At 71.8% G+C, this 19,501-nt stretch carries 19 protein-coding genes; 9 read left to right on the top strand and 10 right to left on the bottom strand.

Going from position 1 to position 19,501, the window contains the following annotated elements:
* Positions 1-166 precede the first annotated feature (166 nt).
* Positions 167-571 carry a VOC family protein gene (locus tag Q0L15_RS21985; RefSeq protein WP_296606964.1) on the bottom strand — a complete coding sequence of 135 codons (405 nt, stop codon included), beginning with the start codon at positions 569-571 and terminating at the stop codon, positions 167-169.
* 87 nt (positions 572-658) lie between these two features.
* Here Q0L15_RS21985 and Q0L15_RS21990 point away from each other — a divergent pair, with 87 nt between their 5' ends.
* Positions 659-1,228, top strand: coding sequence for a TetR/AcrR family transcriptional regulator (locus Q0L15_RS21990; RefSeq protein ID WP_296606966.1), 570 nt, complete (start codon positions 659-661; stop codon positions 1,226-1,228).
* On the opposite strand, the gene Q0L15_RS21995 is transcribed toward Q0L15_RS21990, so the two are convergent.
* From Q0L15_RS21995 to Q0L15_RS22020, 6 genes are read right to left on the bottom strand one after another with little or no spacing between them, the layout of a single operon-like run.
* Positions 1,203-2,366 carry an acyl-CoA dehydrogenase family protein gene (locus tag Q0L15_RS21995; RefSeq protein WP_296606968.1) on the bottom strand — a complete coding sequence of 388 codons (1,164 nt, stop codon included), beginning with the start codon at positions 2,364-2,366 and terminating at the stop codon, positions 1,203-1,205. The two genes, Q0L15_RS21990 and Q0L15_RS21995, sit on opposite strands and share 26 nt — an antisense overlap.
* On the bottom strand, positions 2,366-3,394 hold the full coding sequence (locus Q0L15_RS22000) for an LLM class F420-dependent oxidoreductase (protein WP_296606969.1): 1,029 nt from the start codon (positions 3,392-3,394) through the stop codon (positions 2,366-2,368). Before Q0L15_RS22000 ends, Q0L15_RS21995 begins: the two co-directional genes overlap by 1 nt.
* A gap of 47 nt (positions 3,395-3,441) precedes the next feature.
* Positions 3,442-5,190, bottom strand: coding sequence for an ABC transporter ATP-binding protein (locus tag Q0L15_RS22005; RefSeq protein WP_296606971.1), 1,749 nt, complete (start codon positions 5,188-5,190; stop codon positions 3,442-3,444).
* On the bottom strand, positions 5,187-6,911 hold the full coding sequence (locus Q0L15_RS22010) for an ABC transporter ATP-binding protein (RefSeq protein ID WP_296606972.1): 1,725 nt from the start codon (positions 6,909-6,911) through the stop codon (positions 5,187-5,189). The genes Q0L15_RS22005 and Q0L15_RS22010 overlap by 4 nt, the downstream gene beginning before the upstream one ends.
* Positions 6,912-6,967: 56 nt before the next feature.
* The gene (locus tag Q0L15_RS22015; RefSeq protein WP_296606974.1) at positions 6,968-7,471 is read right to left on the bottom strand and encodes a DUF6328 family protein; all 504 of its coding nucleotides are present in this window, start codon (positions 7,469-7,471) and stop codon (positions 6,968-6,970) included.
* A 49-nt stretch (positions 7,472-7,520) separates the two neighbouring features.
* Entirely contained in the window at positions 7,521-8,063 is a 543-nt protein-coding gene (locus Q0L15_RS22020) for a YbaK/EbsC family protein (RefSeq protein ID WP_296606975.1), read from the bottom strand.
* A gap of 79 nt (positions 8,064-8,142) precedes the next feature.
* On the opposite strand from Q0L15_RS22020, the gene Q0L15_RS22025 reads away from it, so the two are divergent.
* Positions 8,143-9,153, top strand: a complete 1,011-nt coding sequence (locus tag Q0L15_RS22025) for a glycerophosphodiester phosphodiesterase (protein ID WP_296606977.1) — start codon at positions 8,143-8,145, stop codon at positions 9,151-9,153.
* A gap of 15 nt (positions 9,154-9,168) precedes the next feature.
* On the opposite strand, the gene Q0L15_RS22030 is transcribed toward Q0L15_RS22025, so the two are convergent.
* Entirely contained in the window at positions 9,169-9,483 is a 315-nt protein-coding gene (locus Q0L15_RS22030) for a hypothetical protein (RefSeq protein ID WP_296606978.1), read from the bottom strand.
* A complete protein-coding gene (locus Q0L15_RS22035; RefSeq protein WP_296606980.1) occupies positions 9,480-10,712 on the bottom strand; it encodes a PspC domain-containing protein in 1,233 nt (410 codons plus the stop codon). The genes Q0L15_RS22030 and Q0L15_RS22035 overlap by 4 nt, the downstream gene beginning before the upstream one ends.
* A 155-nt stretch (positions 10,713-10,867) precedes the next feature.
* Here Q0L15_RS22035 and Q0L15_RS22040 point away from each other — a divergent pair, with 155 nt between their 5' ends.
* From Q0L15_RS22040 to Q0L15_RS22055, 4 genes are read left to right on the top strand one after another with little or no spacing between them, the layout of a single operon-like run.
* Positions 10,868-12,187 (top strand): ATP-binding protein, encoded by a 1,320-nt coding sequence (locus tag Q0L15_RS22040; protein WP_296606981.1) that lies wholly within the window; start codon positions 10,868-10,870, stop codon positions 12,185-12,187.
* Entirely contained in the window at positions 12,180-12,869 is a 690-nt protein-coding gene (locus tag Q0L15_RS22045; RefSeq protein ID WP_296606983.1) for a response regulator transcription factor, read from the top strand. Before Q0L15_RS22040 ends, Q0L15_RS22045 begins: the two co-directional genes overlap by 8 nt.
* Before the next feature lie 35 nt (positions 12,870-12,904).
* Positions 12,905-14,326, top strand: coding sequence for an APC family permease (locus tag Q0L15_RS22050; RefSeq protein ID WP_296606985.1), 1,422 nt, complete (start codon positions 12,905-12,907; stop codon positions 14,324-14,326).
* A gap of 42 nt (positions 14,327-14,368) precedes the next feature.
* On the top strand, positions 14,369-14,725 hold the full coding sequence (locus tag Q0L15_RS22055; RefSeq protein ID WP_296606986.1) for a hypothetical protein: 357 nt from the start codon (positions 14,369-14,371) through the stop codon (positions 14,723-14,725).
* Here Q0L15_RS22055 and Q0L15_RS22060 read toward each other — a convergent pair.
* Entirely contained in the window at positions 14,711-15,742 is a 1,032-nt protein-coding gene (locus Q0L15_RS22060; RefSeq protein ID WP_296606988.1) for a TerC family protein, read from the bottom strand. The genes Q0L15_RS22055 and Q0L15_RS22060 overlap by 15 nt on opposite strands.
* Positions 15,743-15,960: 218 nt before the next feature.
* Here Q0L15_RS22060 and Q0L15_RS22065 point away from each other — a divergent pair, with 218 nt between their 5' ends.
* The 3 genes from Q0L15_RS22065 to Q0L15_RS22075 all read left to right on the top strand — a co-directional run.
* On the top strand, positions 15,961-18,243 hold the full coding sequence (locus Q0L15_RS22065) for a chemotaxis protein CheA (protein ID WP_296606989.1): 2,283 nt from the start codon (positions 15,961-15,963) through the stop codon (positions 18,241-18,243).
* Positions 18,240-18,659, top strand: a complete 420-nt coding sequence (locus Q0L15_RS22070; protein WP_296606991.1) for a chemotaxis protein CheW — start codon at positions 18,240-18,242, stop codon at positions 18,657-18,659. The genes Q0L15_RS22065 and Q0L15_RS22070 overlap by 4 nt, the downstream gene beginning before the upstream one ends.
* 43 nt (positions 18,660-18,702) lie before the next feature.
* Positions 18,703-19,501: methyl-accepting chemotaxis protein (locus Q0L15_RS22075; RefSeq protein WP_296606993.1), on the top strand; the 799-nt coding region annotated here is incomplete at its 3' end.

Genomic DNA, 19,501 nt, shown 5'->3' on the forward strand with positions numbered 1-19,501 from the left:
CGACCCTGCCGTCGAGGGAAGGGGCGGAACTTAATACATATGTAGTTAGCTGACGTCCATGTCTCTCCCGACGTAGGGCGGTTCCAGCTCAACCATCGGCTCCGCTCCGTGCTCGGCGAGCACGACGTGCCGATCGACCCGATGCCGGTCCCGTGAGACGGCGCCCTCACGGGCGACCGCTGAAGCGCGCGCGGGCCTCCTCGGTGACGGGTGCGAAGAGGTTGACCAGGTTGCCGTCGGGGTCGCGGAAGAGGATCGAACGGTTGCCCCACGGCATCGTCGTCGGTGTCTGCACCCAGTCCTCGACCAGCGGCTCGAGGCGCGCGTACTCCGCGTCGACGTCGTCGACCTGGAACTCCAGGATCACGCTGTGGTTGTCAGCGGCGTGGGCCACGTCTCCGCCGAAGAGCTGCACGGTCTGGGAGTGGCCGATCGCCAGGGTGCAGGTGCCGAGCACCAGCTCGGCGAACACCGGGGCCGGGCGCTCGGCGGTCGCGCCGGTGACGAGCTCGTAGAACCCGACGAGGCGGTCGAGGTCGTCGGTGATGATGCGGGCGGATGCCATCTTCATGAGAGGGTCCCTTCAGGAGTCGTTTCGCTACGCTACGGGAGCGTAGCGAAATGTGCCGACAGCGGACGACAGGAAGGGCGGGCGGACGTGGACAAGCGTCTCCAGCGCTCACGGGAGCGGGTGCTCGCGGCGGCGTACGACGTGCTGGTGGCGAGCGGCATCGGCGGGTTCAGCGTCGACGAGGTGGCGCGCCGGTCCGGGGTCGCGAAGACGACGATCTACCGGCAGTGGCCCACGCGCGAGGCGCTGGTCGCCGACGCCTGCTGGCGGATGGTCGCCGAGCAGGAGGAGGAGACGCCGGACGCGGGCAGTGTCGAGGCGGACGTCGAGTCGATCCTGTCCGAGATCGGCCGACTGCTGTGGACGGCGAACTGGGCGGCGGTGGTGCCCTCGGTCATCGACGCCGCCGAGCGCGACCCGGAGTTCGGCGAGATCCACGCCCGCATCCAGGCGGGGCACGCCGCCCCGCTCAAGACCGTGCTCGAGCGGGGCGTGGCGCGCGGCGAGCTGGCGGCGGACGCCGACGTCGCCGTCCTGGCCGCGGCCCTGCTAGGCCCGCTGTTCTACCGGCGCTGGTTCGCCCGCCAGCCGATCGACGAGGCGTTCGTGCAGAGCCTGGTGCGCCAGGTCCTCAGATCCCCAGGGACCGGCCGATGATCTCCTTCTGGATCTCGGTGGTGCCGCCGTAGATGGTCTGGATGCGGCTGTCGACGAAGGCCCGGGCGACGGGGTACTCCATCATGTAGCCGTAGCCGCCGTGGATCTGGACGGCCTGGTCGGTGACCTTCTTCTGCAGCTCGGTGGTCCACCACTTCGCCATCGAGGCGAGCGAGGCGTCGACCTGGCCGGCGTTGAGCTTCATCACGCAGTCGTTGACGAACACGCGGGCGATGTGGGCCTCGGTGGCCATCTCGGCGAGCAGGAAGCGGTTGTGCTGGAAGCTGCCGATCGGCTTGCCGAACGCCGTGCGCTCCTTGGCGTAGGACAGGGAGAGCTCGAGCATCCGCTCGACGGCGGCGACCGCCATCACGGCGATCGAGATGCGCTCCTGGGCGAGGTTGACCATGAGCGAGATGAAGCCGGAGCCCTCGGCGCCGAGCAGGTTCTCCTTGGGCACCTCGACGTCGTCGAAGAACAGCTCGGCGGTGTCCTGGGCCTTCATGCCCATCTTGTCCAGGTTGCGGCCACGCTCGAAGCCCTTCATCCCGCGCTCGACGACGAGCAGGCTGATGCCCTGGTGGCCGGCGTCGGGGTCGGTGCGGCACACGACGATCACGAGGTCGGACATGATCCCGTTGGAGATGAACGTCTTGGAGCCGTTGAGGACGTAGTGGTCGCCCTTGTCGATCGCCGAGGTCTTGATGCCCTGGAGGTCCGAGCCGGCGCCGGGCTCGGTCATCGCGATCGCGGAGATGAGCTCGCCGCTGACCAGTCCGGGCAGCCAGCGCTGCTTCTGCTCCGGGGTCCCGAGCTGGCTGATGTAGGGGACGATGATGTCGGTGTGCACGGGGAAGCCGGGGCCGCTCGTGCCGGCCCGGCACATCTCCTCCGCGATCACCATGTTGTAGCGGAAGTCGGAGATGCCGGCGCCGCCGTACTCCTCCTCGACGTCGAAGCAGAGCAGTCCCTGCTCGCCGGCCTTGCGCCACACCTCGCGGCTGACCTGGCCGTCCTTCTCCCACTGCTCGTGGTGGGGGACGACCTCCTTCTCCAGGAAGGCCCGGACGGTGCTGCGGAAGTCCTCGTGCTCCTGCTCGAAGATGCTGGCCTTCTGCGTTGCATTCTGGGGAGGCATCAGGACACCCACTCCTTGATCTGTGCGATGGTCGCGGCCGGGTCGTCCGACGCGGGGGACACCTGCAGGCTGGTCACGCCCGCCTCGCGGAAGGCGGCGATCCGCTCCTTGACGTACGACGCGGGGCCGACCAGGTTGCCGGCCTCGAGCCACTCGAGCGGCACCTTCGTCTCGGCGTCGCGCTTGTGGCCGTCGAGGTAGAGGTCCTGGATCTCCTTCGCCTCCTTCTCGTAGCCGTACTGGCAGGCCAGCTCGTTGTAGAAGTTCTTGCCGCGCGCGCCCATGCCGCCGACGTAGAGCGCGTACATCGGCCGCATGAAGTCGAGCATCCCCTTCACGTCCTCGCCGATCGCGACCATGCCGCCGGCGCTGATCTCCAGCGGCCCGAGGTCGGCGGAGCGCTTGGCCTTCCCGCGGGCGAGCGACTCGCCCCAGACCTGCTGGGCCTTCTCGGGGAGGAAGAGGAACGGCAACCAGCCGTCGGCGACCTCGGCCGTCATCGCGACGTTCTTGTCGCCGAGTGCCGCGACCCAGAGAGGTACGGCGTTCCGCTCGGGCTTGTTGAGCAGCTTGAGCGGCTTGCCCAGGCCGAGGCCCTGGTCGGCCGGGAGCGGGAGCTTGAAGATCCCGTCGTGGACCAGGGACTCGCGGCGCAGCCCCATCCGGATGATCTCGATGACCTCGCGGGTGCGGCCCAGCGGCCTGTCGTAGGGGAGGCCGTGGAAGCCCTCGATGACCTGCGGCCCCGAGGCGCCCAGGCCGATGACCGCGCGGCCACCCGAGACGTTGTCGAGCCCGGCCGCGGTCTGCAGCAGCGCGCCCGGGGTGCGGGAGTAGACGTTGAGGATGCCGGCGCCGATCTCGACCGTCTCGGTCTTGGCGGCCAGGTAGCCCATCAGCGTCGGGGCGTCGAAGCCGTAGGGCTCGGCCACCCAGATCGTGTCCAGCCCCGCCTTCTCCAGCCCGACCACCTGGTCGGCCGTCTGGCGTGGGTTCCCGTCGTACATCAGCGGCATCGACAGCTTCATTGTGACAGCATAACTGTCACGGTCGTGGTCGCCGCAAGGGTCGCGTCTCAGCCCCGGCCGTGCCAGCTCTCCCACAGCGCGGCGTAGGAGCCGCCGGCGGCGACCAGCTCGTCGTGCGAGCCGAGCTCGGCGATCCGACCGTCCTCGACCACCGCGACCCGGTCGGCGTCGTGGGCGGAGAACAGCCGGTGGGCGATCGCGATCACGGTGCGCCCCTCGAGCACGGCGGCCAACGACCTCTCCAGGTGCCGTGCGGCGCGCGGGTCGATCAGTGACGTGGCCTCGTCCAGCACCAGCGTGTGCGGGTCGGCGAGCACGAGCCGGGCGAGTGCGAACTGCTGCGCCTGCGCGGCCGTGACGGCGCGTCCGCCGGAGCCGACCACGGTGTCGAGTCCCTCGGGCAGCGACTCGACCCAGTCGAGGGCGTCGACGGCGGCCAGCGCCTCGCGCACGTCGTCGTCGGTGGCCCCGGGCCGGGCGAGCACGAGGTTCTCGCGCATCGTGCCGACGAAGACGTGGTGCTCCTGGGTGACGAGCGCGACGTGGCCACGCAGCTCGTCGAGCGGCAGCTCCACCAGGCCGACGCCGCCGACGGTCACCGAACCGGTGCGCGGCGGGTGGATGCCCGCGAGCAGCCGGCCGAGCGTGGACTTGCCGGCGCCGGACGGGCCGACCATCGCGACCCGCTCGCCGACCCCGACGGCGAGGTCGACGCCGTGCAGCACGTCGCGGCCCTCGACGTAGGAGAACCGCACGTCCTCGGCGGCCAGCTGCTCACCGGTCGGCTCCCGTCCGCTCACCGCCCGGTCGTCGGGCACGTGCGCGACGCCGAGGAGTCGCGCCAGCGACGCCGCGCCGAGCTGCAGCTCGTCGAGGATCGACACGATCCGGTCGACGGGGTCGATGAGCATCTGGACGTAGAGCGTGGCCGCGGTGACCGCGCCGAGCGAGGCGTGCCCCTGCGTGTAGAGGTAGCCGCCGAACAGCAGCGTCGCCACCGTGGGGATCAGGTAGGCGATCTCCATGTTCGGGAAGAACACCGTGCGCAGGAACAGCGTGTAGCGCTCCGCGCGGTAGGAGGCGTCGATGTCCTCGTCGGCCGCGCGCACGCGCTCGTCGCCGAGGCCGAGCGCCTCGACCGTGCGGGCGCCCTCGACGGTCTCGGTGAGCGTGGCGTTGATGCGGGAGTACGTCGCGGTCTCGCGCAGGTAGCCGTCCTTGGCGCGGGCGAGGTACCACCGGAGGCCGATCACCAGCGGAGGGACGCCCAGCAGGCAGGGGAGCGCCACCCACCAGCCGACGCTGATCGCGGCGACGAACGTGATCACCGCGGTGATGACCGCGATCGTCCACTCCGGGAGCGCCATCCGCACCGACCAGCCGAGCTGGTCGACGTCGCGGCTGGTGCGGGTGAGCAGGTCGCCCGAGCCGGCGGACTCCACGACACCGACCGGCAGCGCGAGCGTGTTGCCGACGAAGTCCTCACGCAGCTCGGCCAGCACCTGCTCGCCGAGCACCTGGCTGAGGTAGCGGGCGTAGCGCGTCAGGACGGTCTGCGCGAGCAGGAACCCCGCGAGCGCGAGGGCGATGCGGTCGACGTGGCCGGCGGTCGTGCCCTTCTCGACGGCTTCGACGAGCCCGCCGAGCAGCCGCGGGGCGGCCAGGCCGGCAAGCGCCGCGAGCACGTGCAGGGACACCGCGCCCCAGAGCATCCGCGGGTGGCGGCGCGCCAGCGCGACGGCGTACCGGCGCACTGCCGCGGTGTCGGCGACGGGCAGGTGGGTCGTGGCGCTCATCGGTCCGCCTCGACGAGGTCGGCGGACTCGCGGGTCACGACCGCGCGGTAGTCGGCGTTCGTCTCGAGCAGCTCTGCGTGGCTGCCGGTGGCGACGACCGTGCCGTCGCGCAGGAACGCCACGACGTCGGCGGCGTCGAGCAGCAGGGGGCTCGTGGTCGTGACGACCGTGGTCAGACCGGCGCGGTGGCGGCGCAGCCGGGCGGCGATGCGGGACTCGGTGTGCGCATCGACGGCCGAGGTCGGCTCGACCAGCACGAGGATCTCCGGCGCCGCGGCGAGGGCGCGCGCGAGCACCAGGCGCTGCCGCTGCCCGCCGGAGAAGCTCCGGCCGCGCTCGGCGACCAGGGTGTCGAGCCCGTCGGGCAGGGCGTCGAGGATGTCGCCGGCCGAGGCCGTCTCCAGCGCGGCCGCCACATCCCCGCGCCCGTTGACGTCGAGCCGGTCGCCGAGGCGCCCGGAGAAGAACATCGCTCCGGTGTCGGAGACCAGGATGCGGCGGCGTACGTCGGCGGGGGAGAGCGCGGTGAGCGGGACGTCCGCGAGGCGGACGTCGTCGTCGGGCTCGCCGGCCGCCATGCCGAGACGGTCGGCGAGCGCGGCCGACTCGTCGGGCTGATCGCTGACGATCGCGGTGAGCAGGCCGGGGGCGACGACCAGCCCGGTGCGGTCGTCGCGCAGCTCCGAGCCCGGCGGCGGGAACGCCGTGGGACGCTCCGGCTCACGGACCTCGGGCTCGAGCGCCAGCACCCGGCAGACCCGAGCGGCCGCGACCCGGCCGCGGATCACCTTGTTGGCGTACTCGGTGGCCGTGCGCAGCGGGATCAGGAGGAACGCGGAGTAGCCGTAGAACGCCACGAGCTCGCCCGGGGTGATCGATCCCTGCACGGCCGAGCGCGCACCCAGCCAGACCACGACGACCACGAAGAACCCGGGCAGGAAGACCTGCAGCGCGTCGAGCACCGACTGCAGCCGGGCCACCTGCACGCCGGCCGTGCGGGTGGTCTGGGACTCGCGGCGGTAGCGGTCGTGGAAGACCTGCTCGCCACCGATGCCTCGCAGCACCCGCAGGCCGCCGACGATGTCGCTGGCGGTGTTGGACAGCTGGCCCATCAGGTGCCGCTGGTGGGCGCTGCGACGCTGGAGCGGCCCGAGGATCGGCGCGAGCAGCAGCATCATCGCGGGCACGCCGAGCAGCACCACCAGCCCGAGCGTCATCGACGTGCTCAGCAGGATCACCGAGACGAGGACGAACGAGACGACGGCGCCGCTGAACCGCGCCGACACGTCCATGACCTGGCCCAGGTGGGAGAGGTCGGTGGTGCCGATCGCCACGACCTCACCGGTCGACACCTTGCGCGGCAGGGTGCCGCCGAGCCGCACGGTCTGGCGGGTCACCAGCTGCACGACGCGGTACGCCGTGATCAGCCAGTTCGTCACCGCGAACCGGTGCCGCATGATGCCGGTGGCCGCCTGGAGCAGCCCGATCGCGAGCAGCAGCCCGGCCCACTTCGCGAGCTCCGTGCCGTCCTTGTCGGCCACACCGCGGTCGATCGCGCGGCCGATCACGGCCGGGATCACCGCCTGCGAGCTCATCCAGACGATGCCGAAGCACATGCCCCCGACGAGCGTGACCCACTGGCCCTTGGCGAGCCACCACAGGAACCGTCCCGGCGAGCGGTGATCGGGGGTCCCGGGGTGGTCGAGGGGCAGGCGGCGCACTCGTCCCAGGGTACGGAGCGGCCGCCCGCTCGAGCGACCGGTTATCGGCCCGTCCGCTACTGCGGGTCGTGCTCCTGGTGGAGCATCAGCCGGTGCGGCAGGAGCACCAGCAGGGTCACCATCACCAGTGCCATCGCGGCTGCGGCCAGGCTCGACCAGGTGCGGTCGAGCACCATGTCGAAGATGAACATCACGATGCCGGTCACGAGCAGCGAGATCGCGGCGAGCACCGCCCAGACCAGCACGTGCGCCGAGGCGACCAACCGCTCCTTGACGTGCCGGCCCGACAGGCGCCGGTGGATCGCGACGGGCCCCATGATCAGGCCGGTCGTGAGCGTGGCCAGGAGCACCAGCCCGAGGTAGAGGCCGCGCTGGAAGTCGTCGAGGGTGTCGAACTTGTCCTGGAACGGCAAGGTGAGCAGGAAGCCGGCCAGCAGCTGGGCCCCTGTCTGCATGACCCGCAGCTCCTGGAGGAGGTCCTCCCACTTGCGGTCGAGCCGCTCCTCCTCGGTCTCCCGGCGTCCCGACTTGGGGTTCTCGGGCACCTCGTCGTCACTCATGGCGACAGTGTGACCCTGTTGCCCTCGGTTGACCCGGACGACACGGTGTTCAGCCAGCGAGGCCCTCGACGACCTCGGCGCCCGGCAGGTCGGCGGCCAGCGCGCCGGGCAGCAGCAGCTTGGAGCGGCGGACGCCCGAGCCGATCACCGCGACGTCGATGTCGAGGACCCGCGGGTCGACCAGCAGCCGCCATCTCGCGGGCAGACCGACCGGCGTGATGCCGCCGTACTCCATGCCCGACTCCTCGACCGCGCGGTCCATCGCCAGGAACGACGCCTTGCGGACGTCGAGGGTGCGCTTGACCAGGCCGTTGACGTCCGCGCGGGTGTCGGCACGCACCAGGCAGGCCGCCACCCTCTCCTCGCCGTCACGGCGGCCCGCGACCACGACGCAGTTGGCGCCGGTCGACATCGGCAGCGCGTAGGCCTCGGCGAGCGCCGCGGTGTCGGCGATCGCGGGGTCGATCTCGACCACGCCCAGCCGGTGGGCGCCGGCCCAGCCTCGCAGTGCGGTGACGACGGAGGGCGCGAGGAGGTCGGGCCGGTCGAGCGCGGGGACGGTCTGGAGGGCGCCGAGCGTCGGTGCGGACATGCCGTCCATTCTGGCGGGCGTCACCTCGGGTTCATGTCGCTCACGCCGCGCCGACACCGACCCGCGCTCTTCTGGGGTCATGCGCGAGCCGCTCGAGCTGCAGCCGCCTCTGGTCATCGCCCACCGGGGCGCCTCCGGCTACCGGCCGGAGCACACGTTGGCGTCCTACCGGCTCGCGATCGCGCTGGGAGCCGACTACGTCGAGCCGGACCTCGTCAGCACCCGTGACGGGGTGCTGGTCGCGCGTCACGAGAGCGAGATCGGCTCGACCACCGACATCGCGGCGCGCGCGGAGCTCGCCGACCGGCTCACCACCAAGGAGGTGGACGGGCGGGTGGTCACCGGCTGGTTCACCGAGGACCTCACGCTCGCCGAGCTCAAGACGCTGCGTGCCGTGGAGCGGCTGCCGGAGCTGCGCCCGCGCAACACGCGGTACGACGGACGCTACGACGTGCCGACCTTCGACGAGGTCCTCGCCCTGGTGGCGGAGGAGTCGGCCCGGCTGGGCCGGCCGATCGGGGTCTACCCGGAGACCAAGCACCCCTCGCACTTCGCTGCTCTCGGCCTGGCTCTCGAGGAGCCGCTGCTCGACGCGCTCGCTCGCCACGGGATGGGCGGACCGCACGCGCCGGTGTTCCTGCAGTCCTTCGAGCCCGGCAACCTGCAGTGGCTGCGGTCGCGGACGCCGCTGCCGCTCGTGCAGCTCGTCGCCGCCGACGGCCGGGTCGACCTCGTGACGGCGACCGGGCTGCGCCGGGTGGCGTCGTATGCCGACGCGGTCGGCGTGGCCAAGGACCTCGTGCTCCCGCGGCACGCGGGCACCGGCACCATCGGCGATCCGTCGTCGCTCGTGGCCGACGCCCACGCGGCCGGGCTGCTCGTGCACGTGTGGACCCTGCGCGATGAGAACGCCTTCCTGCCGACGGGCTATCGCCGCGGCGCGGACCCGGCGGCGATCGGCGACTCGATCGAGGAGACCCAGGCCTTCCTCGACGCCGGGGTCGACGGCCTGTTCACCGACCACCCCGACACGACACTGGAGGCGTGCCGCCTGCACGCCTCCAGCTCGCGGCTCCGGGCCCTCCGGTAGCCCGGCCTCGACGCCTCAGGCCTCCTCGTCCGGCCCCTGGTGCGGGGCCGGGTCCGCGGGCACCCAGCCGGTCTGGCGGGTCGACCAGCGGCGGCTGCCCGAGAGCCCGATGGCGAGCAGGCCGGCGAGGCCCGCCAGGACCCACGGGACCGGCATCAGCCAGCGGACGTCGCCGTCGCCCACGACGTCGCCCTGGATCAGGGCCCACACGCCCACCAGCCCGAGGAAGGCGATGCCCATGACCAGGTGGCCGACGTTGACCGGGTGGCGGCCGGACTGCCGCTCGGGCGTGCTGTGCTGCTCGTCGTAGGAGAAGCCGGTCGTGCTCATCGGTGCACCTCGATCTGTCCGACGCCCAGCTGGGTGTCGATCGTGATCCGGGGGTCGGACTCGGACCCGTCGGAGGAGTTGATGGTCGTGTCGATCCCGCCGCGCTCGAAGCCGAACACGTCGATGTTGCCGGGGCCGTCGACGTCGGCGTGCACGACCGCGGTCAGCCCCTCGGGGAGGATGATCTCGATGCGGCCGATGCCGCCCTCGACCTCGAGCGTGCGACCGTCGAGGTTCTGGAGGTCGGCGACCTCGCGCAGGTCGATGACCTGCTCGCCGGCGCCCAGCCAGTACCGGTTGTCGAGCGCGGCGGCGCTCAGCGGCGTCTCCGTGACGTCGTTGCTGTCCCACCGGTCGGCGGCGGTCGTCCCGGTCAGCACCACGGTGGAGATCAGCCCGAGGGCGATGATCCCGCCGGCCCGCCCGAAGAACGCGCCGACGACGAGCATCAGGCCGCAGATGCCGACGGCCAGGGCCGGGTAGGCCGCGTCGGCGACACCGGCGCCGGCCAGGTCGGCCATGCCGAGCACGCCCTCGGCGAGGGCGATCAGGGCCAGCGTGAACCAGAACAGGATCGGGCCGCGCTTGCGCGGGTTGGGCGGCCGGGGCGGCGGCGGCACGTAGGTGGCCTGCGGCGGCGGTGGCGCGTAGTAGGTGGGAGGCGGGGGAGCGTACGTCGCGGCCGGGGCGTAGGTCGGCGCGGCGTACGACGCCGCGGGGGCCGCCGGGTCCGTGGGAGCGGCCGGGGCCCAGGGCTGCACCGGCGGCACCGGCCGCGGCGGGCTGTTGCGCGTCAGCAGCCACAGGGCGACCAGCGCCACGAGGGCGAGCGGCCACGGGAACCAGAAGGCGCCCCAGGAGTCGCCGACGAGGGCCAGCGTGGCGATCACGCCGACCACGATGAGGGCGACCGAGCGGCTGCGCTCGTCGAGGTTGAACGGCGCCCGCACAGCTCCGTCCTCGGGGACCAGGATCCAGCACGCGGCGTACAGGATCAGCCCGGCGCCGCCGAAGAAGACCAGCACGACGAACGCCACCCGCAGGATCAGCGGGTCGACGTCCAGGTGGCGCCCGAGGCCGCCTGCCACGCCGGCGACCTTGCGGTCGGTGACGGAGCGGCGCAGGCGCCCCAGGTCGCGGACCTGGTCGCGGTCGACGCGCGGGCCGGTGCCCCCGGTGGGGTGCTGTGGCTGCGGGCCTGATGGGGCCTCGGGCGGTGTCGGGGTCATGGCTCCAGCCTGGTCGGTCGCGCGAGCGCGCACCATCGGGGACAGCCCTGATCCTGCCCGGTGCCACGGGCAGGGTGGCCGGGGGTGCGGTCAGGGGTGTGTCGGGGTTCGCCCTCATGGTCCGGGGGGCCGGGCAGTGAGACGATGAGGGGGACATGAGCAGCGCACACGCGACCGCCGACGCCGGCCGGACCGACCCGCGATCGGCGGTCCCGCTGGGCGGTCGGCGCGCGACCCGCGACACCCAGGAGCCGATCCTCGGAGGCGTGGCGTCGGGGCTGGCGCGACACCTCGACTTCCCGGTCCTGTGGGTGCGCGCCGCGTTCGTGATCGCGGCGTTCCTCGGAGGCGCCGGCATCGTCTACTACGCCGGGCTCTGGTGGCTGCTGCCCTCCGACGCGCACTTCGAGACCGGTGCGCCCGGCATCGAGAGCGCCACCCGTGGCGGTCGCCGCCCCGGACGCATCCGCCGGCTCGGCGACGTCGGGCCGGCGATCGCCCTGGCCGCGCTGGGGCTCGGCGCGATCCTGATGCTCGAGGCCGTGCTCGGTCGGGGCGCGATCTTCTGGCCGATGGTGATCGCCATCGTCGGCGTCGCGCTGCTGTGGCGGCAGGCCGACGAGGCGCAGCGGGAGCGCTGGCTGGACAGCACCGGCCGGATCGACCCCGTGCGCGCGGTGTTCGGCAGCGGCGGCTGGGCGTCCTACGCCCGGGTCGGCGCCGGCGTCCTGCTGATCGTCGCGGCCCTGTTCCTCTACGCCGTGCGCGGCGGCTCGCTCAGCATGGCGCGCGACGTCACGGTGGTGGCCCTGCTGAGCATCGTCGGCCTCGCGATCGTGATCGGACCGTGGATCTATCGGCTGGCCTCCGACCTCAGCGACGAGCGCGCCGAGCGGGTGCGCACCCAGGAGCGCGCCGACGTCGCGGCGCACCTGCACGACTCGGTGCTGCAGACGCTCGCCCTGATCCAGAAGAACGCCGACGACGCCACCGCGGTCGCCCGTCTGGCCCGCGCCCAGGAGCGTGACCTGCGGTCCTGGCTCTACGCCGGCGACTCGACCGACGAGCGCACCGTGGCGAGCGCGCTGCGCGGGGTGGCCGCGCGGGTCGAGGACGAGTACGCCGTGTCGGTCGACGTCGTCACCGTCGGTGACTGCGACTTCGAGGAGTGCCTGCGCCCGATCGTCAACGCCAGCGGCGAGGCGATCACCAATGCCGCCAAGCACGCCGGCACCGGGAAGGTCGACGTCTACGCCGAGGTCACCGAGGCGGCCATCGACGTCTTCGTCCGCGACCGCGGCCCCGGGTTCGACCTGGCGGCCGTGCCGGTCGACCGGCACGGCGTACGCCACAGCATCGTGGACCGCATGCAGCGGCATGGGGGCACGGCCGAGATCCGGTCGACCCCCGGCGAGGGGACCGAGGTGCGCCTGCACCTGTCCCGTCAGCCTCGACAGGAGGAGAACGATGAGTGAGCAGCAGCCGGCACCCCGTCACGCGGGACCGGTGGCGATCGTGATCGTCGACGACCACGCGATGTTCCGGCGCGGCGTGCGCGCGGAGCTGGAGAGCGCCGGGCGCGGCCTGGTGACGGTGCTCGCCGAGGCCGCCGACGTCGACGAGGCGGTGGCGGCGGTCTCGACCTACCACCCCGATGTCGTGCTGCTCGACGTCCACTTGCCGGGAGGCGGCGGCGTGGAGGTGATGCGCAGGCTCGGCCTCGCGGGCGCCTCGCCCGACACCCGCTACCTCGCGCTCTCGGTGAGCGACGCCGCCGAGGACGTGATCGGCACGATCCGCGGCGGTGCGCGCGGCTACGTCACCAAGACGATCACCGGTCCCGAGCTGGTCTCGGCGATCGGCCGCGTCGCCGAGGGCGACGCGGTGTTCTCGCCCCGGCTGGCCGGCTTCGTGCTCGACGCCTTCTCCGGCTCCATCGACGTCGCCGCCGTCGACGAGGACCTCGACCGGCTCACCGAGCGCGAGCGCGAGGTGATGCGGCTGATCGCCCGCGGCTACGCCTACAAGGAGGTGGCCAAGGAGCTGTTCATCTCGATCAAGACCGTCGAGACCCACATGTCCAGCGTCCTGCGCAAGCTCCAGCTCTCCTCGCGCCACGAGCTCACCCGCTGGGCCTCGGACCGACGCCTGCTCTAGTTTCACCGCTCCTACCCGCGGGTACCCCGCTGGGCATGACCACGACGACCGACCACCGTGCGGAGCTCGACGAGAGCGACTCCGGGCTCAAGCGCACCATCACCGGACGCCAGCTGTTCTTCTACACCCTCGGCGACGTGCTGGGCTCGGGCATCTACGTGCTCATCGGCCTGGTGGCCGCGGCGGTGGGTGGCGCGTTCTGGATCGCCTTCGCGGTCGGCATCACGATCGCGGCGATCACCGGGTCGGCGTACGCCGAGCTCGTCACGAAGTACCCCCGGGCCGCCGGCGCCTCGCTCTACGTCAACAAGGCCTTCGGCAGCCGGGCGCTGACGTTCCTGGTGACGGTCTCCTTCCTCTCGGCCAGCTTCGCCGCCGCCGGGTCGCTGGCCAGCGGCTTCGCGCAGTACTTCGCCGAGCTGTGGGCGGCCCCGCCGGCCCTGCTCGTGATGCTGCTGTTCGTCGCGGCGCTCTCGGTCATCAACTTCATCGGCATCACCGAGTCGGTCGTGGTCAACATGCTGATGGCGTTCGTCGAGATCGCCGGCCTGGGCATCATCTTGGTGGCCGGGGTCTGGTACGTCGTCCAGGGCGACGCCGATTTCGGGACGCTCGTGGAGTTCAAGACCACCGGCAACCCGGCGCTCGCGGTGCTCGCCGGGGTCGCGCTCTCGTTCTTCGCGATGACCGGGTTCGAGAACACCGCGAACGTCGCCGAGGAGACCGTCGACCCGCACCGGTCGTTCCCGCGGGCGCTGCTCGGCGGCATGGTCGTCGCCGGCCTGGTCTACGTGCTGGTCTCGGTGACGGCGGCCCTCACCGTGCCCACCGACACGCTGGCCGGCTCCGACGCCGCCCTGCTCGAGGTGATCAAGGAGGGGATCCTCCCGGTGCCGGTCGGCTTCATGAGCGACCTCTTCGCGGTGATCGCGATGATCGCGATCACCAACACCACGCTGGTCGCCGTCGTCACCCAGCCGCGCATCCTCTACGGCATGGCCAACGAGGACGTCGTCCCCTCCGCGTTCAACAAGCTGCACGAAGGACGGCGCAGCCCGTGGGTGGGCCTCGTCTTCAGCGGGATCGTCGTCGCGGCCCTCCTGGTGGTCGGCACCCTGCTGACCGAGGCCGGCGCGGGCCTCGACCTCGTCGCTCGGCTGGCCACCGTCACGGTCCTGTTCCTGCTGTTCATCTACGCGCTGGTGATCGTCTCCGTCCTCAAGCTGCGGGGGCACGACGAGCACGAGGGGACGTTCCGCGCCAACACCCCGCTGCTGCTGCTCGGCCTGCTGGGCAACCTGGCGATCCTCGCCTGGTCGGTGTACGACGACCCCACCTCGCTGCTGTGGTGCGCCGGCCTGGTCGCTGTCGGCGTGGTGCTGTTCCTGGTCGAGCTCGTGCTCCGACGTCGCGACGGCTCGGGATCCTCGCCCGACGCCGAGGTCCAGATCGTCTGACGCCGGTCGAGCTCCTCGGGCACGGCACCTTAGGCTCCTCGCATGGAGATCCTGCGCCACCTGCTGCTCGTCATCCACATGCTCGGCTTCGCCGCGTTGCTCGGCGGGCTGCTCGTCCAGGCGAGGAGCCCCGAGAAGACCGTCAACGCGCTGATGCGTGACGGCGCCGGCACCGTGTTCGTGGCCGGCCTGCTCCTCGTCGGGGTGATCGAGGCCGACGACGGGACCATCAACAACACCAAGATCGCGGTCAAGGGCGTGATCGCCCTCGTGATCCTGGTCCTGGTGATGGCCAACCTGCGCAAGGAGCGCATCGCCAACGGCCTCTGGGCGCTGCTGCTCGCCCTGACCGTCGCCAACATCTGCGTGGCGGTGTTCTGGGCCTCAGCCCACTCCTGAGGGGACCGGGTCGCCGTCGTCGCGCGTGCGCGTGGCGATGAGGCTGGTCGCGGTGGTCACGGCGAGCACGCCGACGATCACCGCCAGCGAGGCGAGCGTCGGGACGTCCGGCACCGAGGGCCACGTGAGGTGCGCCCAGTGCAGCACGAGCTTCACGCCGATGAAGCCGAGGATCGCGGCCAGCCCGAACCCCAGGTGCACCAGGCGGCTCAGCGCGCCCTGCACGACGAAGTAGAGGGCACGGAGCCCGAGCAGCGCGAACGCATTGGTGGCGAAGACCAGGAACGGGTCGCCGGTGATGCCGTAGACGGCCGGGACGGAGTCGACGGCGAACACGATGTCGGTGGCCAGCACGGCGAACACGACCACGGCCAGCGGGGTGAGGGCGCGACGGCCACCGAGGCGGGTCACCAGGCGCGGGCCCTCGTACTCGTCGGTGACCGGCGTCAGCCGCCTGATCAGGCGCACCGAGCGCATCCGGCCCACGTCCTTCCGGTCGTGGTCGGCGCCCGTCACGGCGTCGCGGAGCAGCTTGACGCCGGTGGCGAGCAGCACCAGGCCGAACACCGCGAAGACCCAGTCGAAGGCCGCCAGGGCCGCGGCCCCCAGGGCGATGAACACGCCTCGCAGGACCAGCGCGCCGATGATCCCGTAGAGCAGGACGCGCTGCTGGAGTGCCGCGGGCACGGCGAAGGCGGCCAGCAGCAGCATGAACACGAACAGGTTGTCGACGCTCAGGGTCTTCTCGACCAGGTAGCCGGTGTAGTACTCCACCCCGCGCTCCGAGCCGTGCCGGCTCCAGACCCAGCCACCGAACGCCAGCGGCAGCGCGACGTAGAAGGCCGACCAGGCGAGGGCCTCCTTCATCGAGACCTCGTGCGGTCGTCGGGTGGCGACGAAGTCCAGGACCAGCAGGGCCAGGACCGCGCCGATCGTGACGGTCCAGAGCGTCGGGGTGCCGATCGTGTCGATCGCGAGCGGCGCCACGGGGAGGGCGGACAGGTCAGGTGTGGGCATGGTGCTCCTCGAGTCGGTGCTCGAGGTCTCCCTCACCTGGTGCCAGGTGACCATCCGAGACGGCCGGTGGCGGCTGTCGTACTGACCGGACGGTGCTTGGTCGAGGTACTCCCCTCGCGACGAGGGTAGGGGACGGAGCAAAATCCACCCCGCCTCCTCAGGTCGGCGTCGTGAACGCCGATCAAGCCCTCGTAGTCACCTGACGAGAGGCCGACACGGTGGAAGAGATCGACGAGATCGTCCAGGAGTTCCTCGTGGAGAGTCACGAGAACCTGGACCAGCTCGACCGCGACCTGGTCGCGCTCGAGCGGGAGCCTGGCTCCCGAGACCTGCTGGGCAGCATCTTCCGGACGATCCACACGATCAAGGGGACCAGCGGGTTCCTGGCGTTCGGGAACCTCGAGTCCGTCACGCACGTGGGCGAGAACCTGCTCGCCCGGCTGCGGGACGGCAAGCTGTCGATGACGCCGCTGACCACCGACGTCCTGCTGGCGATGGTCGACACCGTGCGCGAGCTGCTCGCCTCGATCGAGGACACCGGCGCCGAGGGTGACGTCGACGTCACCGACGTCGTCGCGCGGATCACCGCGGTCCTGGACGGTACGGCGGCGGAGCCGGCCCCCACGCCGATCACCGAGCTGATCCCCGACCCCGAGCCCGAGCCGGTCCTCGAGGCCGAGCCCGTCGAGGTGGCGGCGCCGGTCGACGAGCCCGCGCCGGTCGCCCCGCCGACCCCGCCCGCAGCTGCTCCTCAGGCGGCCGGTCGCGCCGCCGCCGAGTCGACCGACGAGGGCACCGCCCGTCGCAACGTCGCGGACTCCTCGATCCGCGTGGACGTCGAGCTGCTCGACACGCTGATGCGCCTGGTGGGGGAGCTGGTGCTCACCCGCAACCAGATCGTCCGGCAGGCCGGCGACCAGGACGGCCTGGACCTGATGCGGTCCGCCCAGCGCCTGAACCTGATCGCGACCGAGCTGCAGGAGGGGGTCATGAAGACCCGGATGCAGCCGATCGACCACCTCTGGTCCAAGCTGCCGCGCGTCGTGCGCGACCTCGGCGCCGCCTGCGGCAAGAACGTCACGCTGGCCATGGTGGGCCGGGAGACCGAGCTCGACCGCTCCCTGCTGGAGTCGGTCAAGGACCCGCTGACCCACCTGGTCCGCAACGCCGTGGACCACGGCCTCGAGACGCCCGAGGGACGGCGCGCCGCCGGCAAGCCCGCCGAGGGCGTGCTGACCCTGCGTGCGTACCACGAGGGCGGCCAGGTCGTCGTCGAGGTCTGCGACGACGGCGCCGGGATCGACGCCGACCGGATCGCCGAGAAGGCGCTCGCCAGCGGTGTGCGCACCTCCGCGCAGCTCGCGCAGATGTCCTCCGCCGACATCCTGCAGCTGATCTTCCTGCCCGGCTTCTCGACCGCCCAGTCCGTCACGAACGTCTCCGGCCGCGGGGTCGGGATGGACGTGGTCAAGACCAACATCGAGAGCATCGGCGGCACCATCGAGGTCGAGTCCGTCATGGGGCGCGGCACGACCTGCCGTCTGCGCATCCCGCTGACGCTGGCGATCGTGCCGGCGCTCACCGTGGAGTGCGCCGGCGACCGCTACGCCATCCCGCAGGTCAGCCTGCTGGAGCTGGTGGCCCTGGACGCGGACCGCGCCGCGAGCGCCGTCGAGGACGTCAACGGTGCGTCGGTCTACCGCCTGCGTGGGGCGCTGCTCCCGCTGGTGCGGCTCACCGACGTCCTCGGCGTCGAGTCCGAGCGCTCCGACGGGCACGTGCTGATCGCCGTGCTGCAGGCCGAGGGCAAGCGCTTCGGTCTGGTGATCGACCGGGTGCTCAACACCGAGGAGATCGTCGTCAAGCCGCTCACCTCGCGCCTGAAGTCGCTGGGCACCTACTCCGGCGCCACCATCCTCGGGGACGGCCGCGTGGCCCTGATCCTCGACGTCCAGGCTCTGGCCCGGCGGGCTCTCACGGCCGAGGCCCTCGAGCGCGGCGCGGGCGAGTCGACGGCCAAGGAGCAGCGGTCCTCCGGCGAGCACCTGCGGATGCTGGTCGCCGGCATCGGCGGCGGTCGCCGCGTCGCGATCCCGCTGTCCTCGGTCACCCGGCTCGAGAACGTCGCGGCCAGTTCGGTCGAGGTGGTGGGCAGCCGCGAGGTCGTCCAGTACCGCGGCGCGATCCTGCCGCTGCTGCGCCTCGACCGGCACCTCGGCACGATGAGCGAGCGCGCGGGCGACGACCTGGTGGTCGTCGTGTACTCCGCCGGCTCGCGCAGCGTCGCGATCGTGGTCGACGAGATCATCGACATCGTCGACGAGGAGACCGAGGTCCACAGCGACATCGACGACCACGGGCTGGTCGGCTCGACGCTGATCCGGGACCGGATCGTCGAGGTCCTCGACGTACGCGCCGCGATCCTCGCGGCCGACCCGAAGTTCTACTCCGACCCGGAGGTCGACCTCGACGTCCGCAACGAGCTGCAGGAGGCGGTGTGAGCACCCGGATGGTGACCTTCACCCTCGACGGGCACCTCTACGGTGTCGACGTCGGGGCGGTCCAGGAAGTGCTGCGCGGGCAGACGCGCACGCGGATCCCGCTCTCGCCGCGCACGCTCGCCGGCCTGATCAACCTGCGTGGCCAGGTGCTCAGCGCGATCGACCTCCGTGCGCTGCTCGACATGCCCGCCCGGGCGGTCGACACCGAGCCGATGCTCGTGGTCATCCGCGTCGCCGGCGAGCCGATCGCGCTGCTCGTCGACACCATCGGGTCGGTCGTCGACGTCGACGTCGACCAGTTCGAACCGCCGCCGGACACCCTGGCCGGTGTCTCACGCGATCTCCTTCTCGGGGCCTACAAGCTCGATGACCAGCTCCTGCTGGCACTCGACGTCGACCGGGCCGTCGCGGCCTGACCCCCTCCCGCTCCCTCCCTCACCCCCGAGAGGCTCGACCATCATGAAGTCACCCATCACCTGGACCGTCGGTCGCCGGCTGGCCGCGATCGCGGGCATCGGCGTCGTCACCGCCGGCGTCGTCGGCGGTGTCGCGCTCAACGGCCTGCACAACGCCGACTCCGATGCCGAGAGCCTTGCCAAGTGGGAGGACGCGCGCTCGATCCTGCACGCGTTGGACACCCGCTCCAGCGAGCTCAAGGTGGACGGGCTGAAGTCGATCACCTACGCCGACAACGCGAGCATCGCGCAGGACGTGAAGGACGACATCGGGACGATCGACGAGCTTCTCGCGGACCTGGACGCGGTCGGGCTGGCCGTCACTGCCGACCAGGCCACGGCGTTCAAGGGCGCGTGGACGGCGTACGAGACGAGCATCGCCGACTTCGTGGACGCGGCGATCAAGGACCAGGCCGCGATGCGTGCCCGGGCCGACGAGATCCAGGCGGCCAACGACAAGATGGACGAGCTGCTCGGAGGCACGATCGAGCAGATCGAGGCGGCCGCGCAGCAGCAGCAGGACGAGGCGGATGCCGCGCGCTCCAGCGCGATCAGGTTCTTCCTGCTCGCGGGCGCCGTCGGCATCCTCGCCCTCGTCGTCCTCGCCTACCTGATCGCCCGCTCGATCACCCGCCCGCTGCGCAGCAGCATCGACGTCCTCCGCGGCTTCGCCGACGGTGACCTGACCCAGCGCGCCGAGGAGAAGTCGTCCGCCGAGCTCGGCGAGCTCGAGCGGGCCCTGAACGGCTCGATCGAGTCCGTCGGCAGCGTCATCGGCACGGTGGTGGGTTCGGCGGATGCGG

The sequence above is a fragment of the Nocardioides sp. genome (assembly GCF_024509035.1).
Taxonomy (GTDB): domain Bacteria; phylum Actinomycetota; class Actinomycetes; order Propionibacteriales; family Nocardioidaceae; genus Nocardioides.

What these genes read in the sequence shown, in the direction of transcription:
- Q0L15_RS21995 (WP_296606968.1), bottom strand. Translation starts at nt 2,366, where the DNA reads ATGCCTCCCCAGAATGCAACGCAGAAGGCCAGCATCTTCGAGCAGGAG.
- Q0L15_RS22015 (WP_296606974.1), bottom strand. Translation starts at nt 7,471, where the DNA reads ATGAGTGACGACGAGGTGCCCGAGAACCCCAAGTCGGGACGCCGGGAG.
- Q0L15_RS22000 (WP_296606969.1), bottom strand. Translation starts at nt 3,394, where the DNA reads ATGAAGCTGTCGATGCCGCTGATGTACGACGGGAACCCACGCCAGACG.
- Q0L15_RS22020 (WP_296606975.1), bottom strand. Translation starts at nt 8,063, where the DNA reads ATGTCCGCACCGACGCTCGGCGCCCTCCAGACCGTCCCCGCGCTCGAC.
- Q0L15_RS22040 (WP_296606981.1), top strand. Translation starts at nt 10,868, where the DNA reads ATGAGCAGCGCACACGCGACCGCCGACGCCGGCCGGACCGACCCGCGA.
- Q0L15_RS22005 (WP_296606971.1), bottom strand. Translation starts at nt 5,190, where the DNA reads ATGAGCGCCACGACCCACCTGCCCGTCGCCGACACCGCGGCAGTGCGC.
- Q0L15_RS22050 (WP_296606985.1), top strand. Translation starts at nt 12,905, where the DNA reads ATGACCACGACGACCGACCACCGTGCGGAGCTCGACGAGAGCGACTCC.
- Q0L15_RS22035 (WP_296606980.1), bottom strand. Translation starts at nt 10,712, where the DNA reads ATGACCCCGACACCGCCCGAGGCCCCATCAGGCCCGCAGCCACAGCAC.
- Q0L15_RS22060 (WP_296606988.1), bottom strand. Translation starts at nt 15,742, where the DNA reads ATGCCCACACCTGACCTGTCCGCCCTCCCCGTGGCGCCGCTCGCGATC.
- Q0L15_RS21985 (WP_296606964.1), bottom strand. Translation starts at nt 571, where the DNA reads ATGAAGATGGCATCCGCCCGCATCATCACCGACGACCTCGACCGCCTC.
- Q0L15_RS22045 (WP_296606983.1), top strand. Translation starts at nt 12,180, where the DNA reads ATGAGTGAGCAGCAGCCGGCACCCCGTCACGCGGGACCGGTGGCGATC.
- Q0L15_RS22025 (WP_296606977.1), top strand. Translation starts at nt 8,143, where the DNA reads ATGCGCGAGCCGCTCGAGCTGCAGCCGCCTCTGGTCATCGCCCACCGG.
- Q0L15_RS22055 (WP_296606986.1), top strand. Translation starts at nt 14,369, where the DNA reads ATGGAGATCCTGCGCCACCTGCTGCTCGTCATCCACATGCTCGGCTTC.
- Q0L15_RS22030 (WP_296606978.1), bottom strand. Translation starts at nt 9,483, where the DNA reads ATGAGCACGACCGGCTTCTCCTACGACGAGCAGCACAGCACGCCCGAG.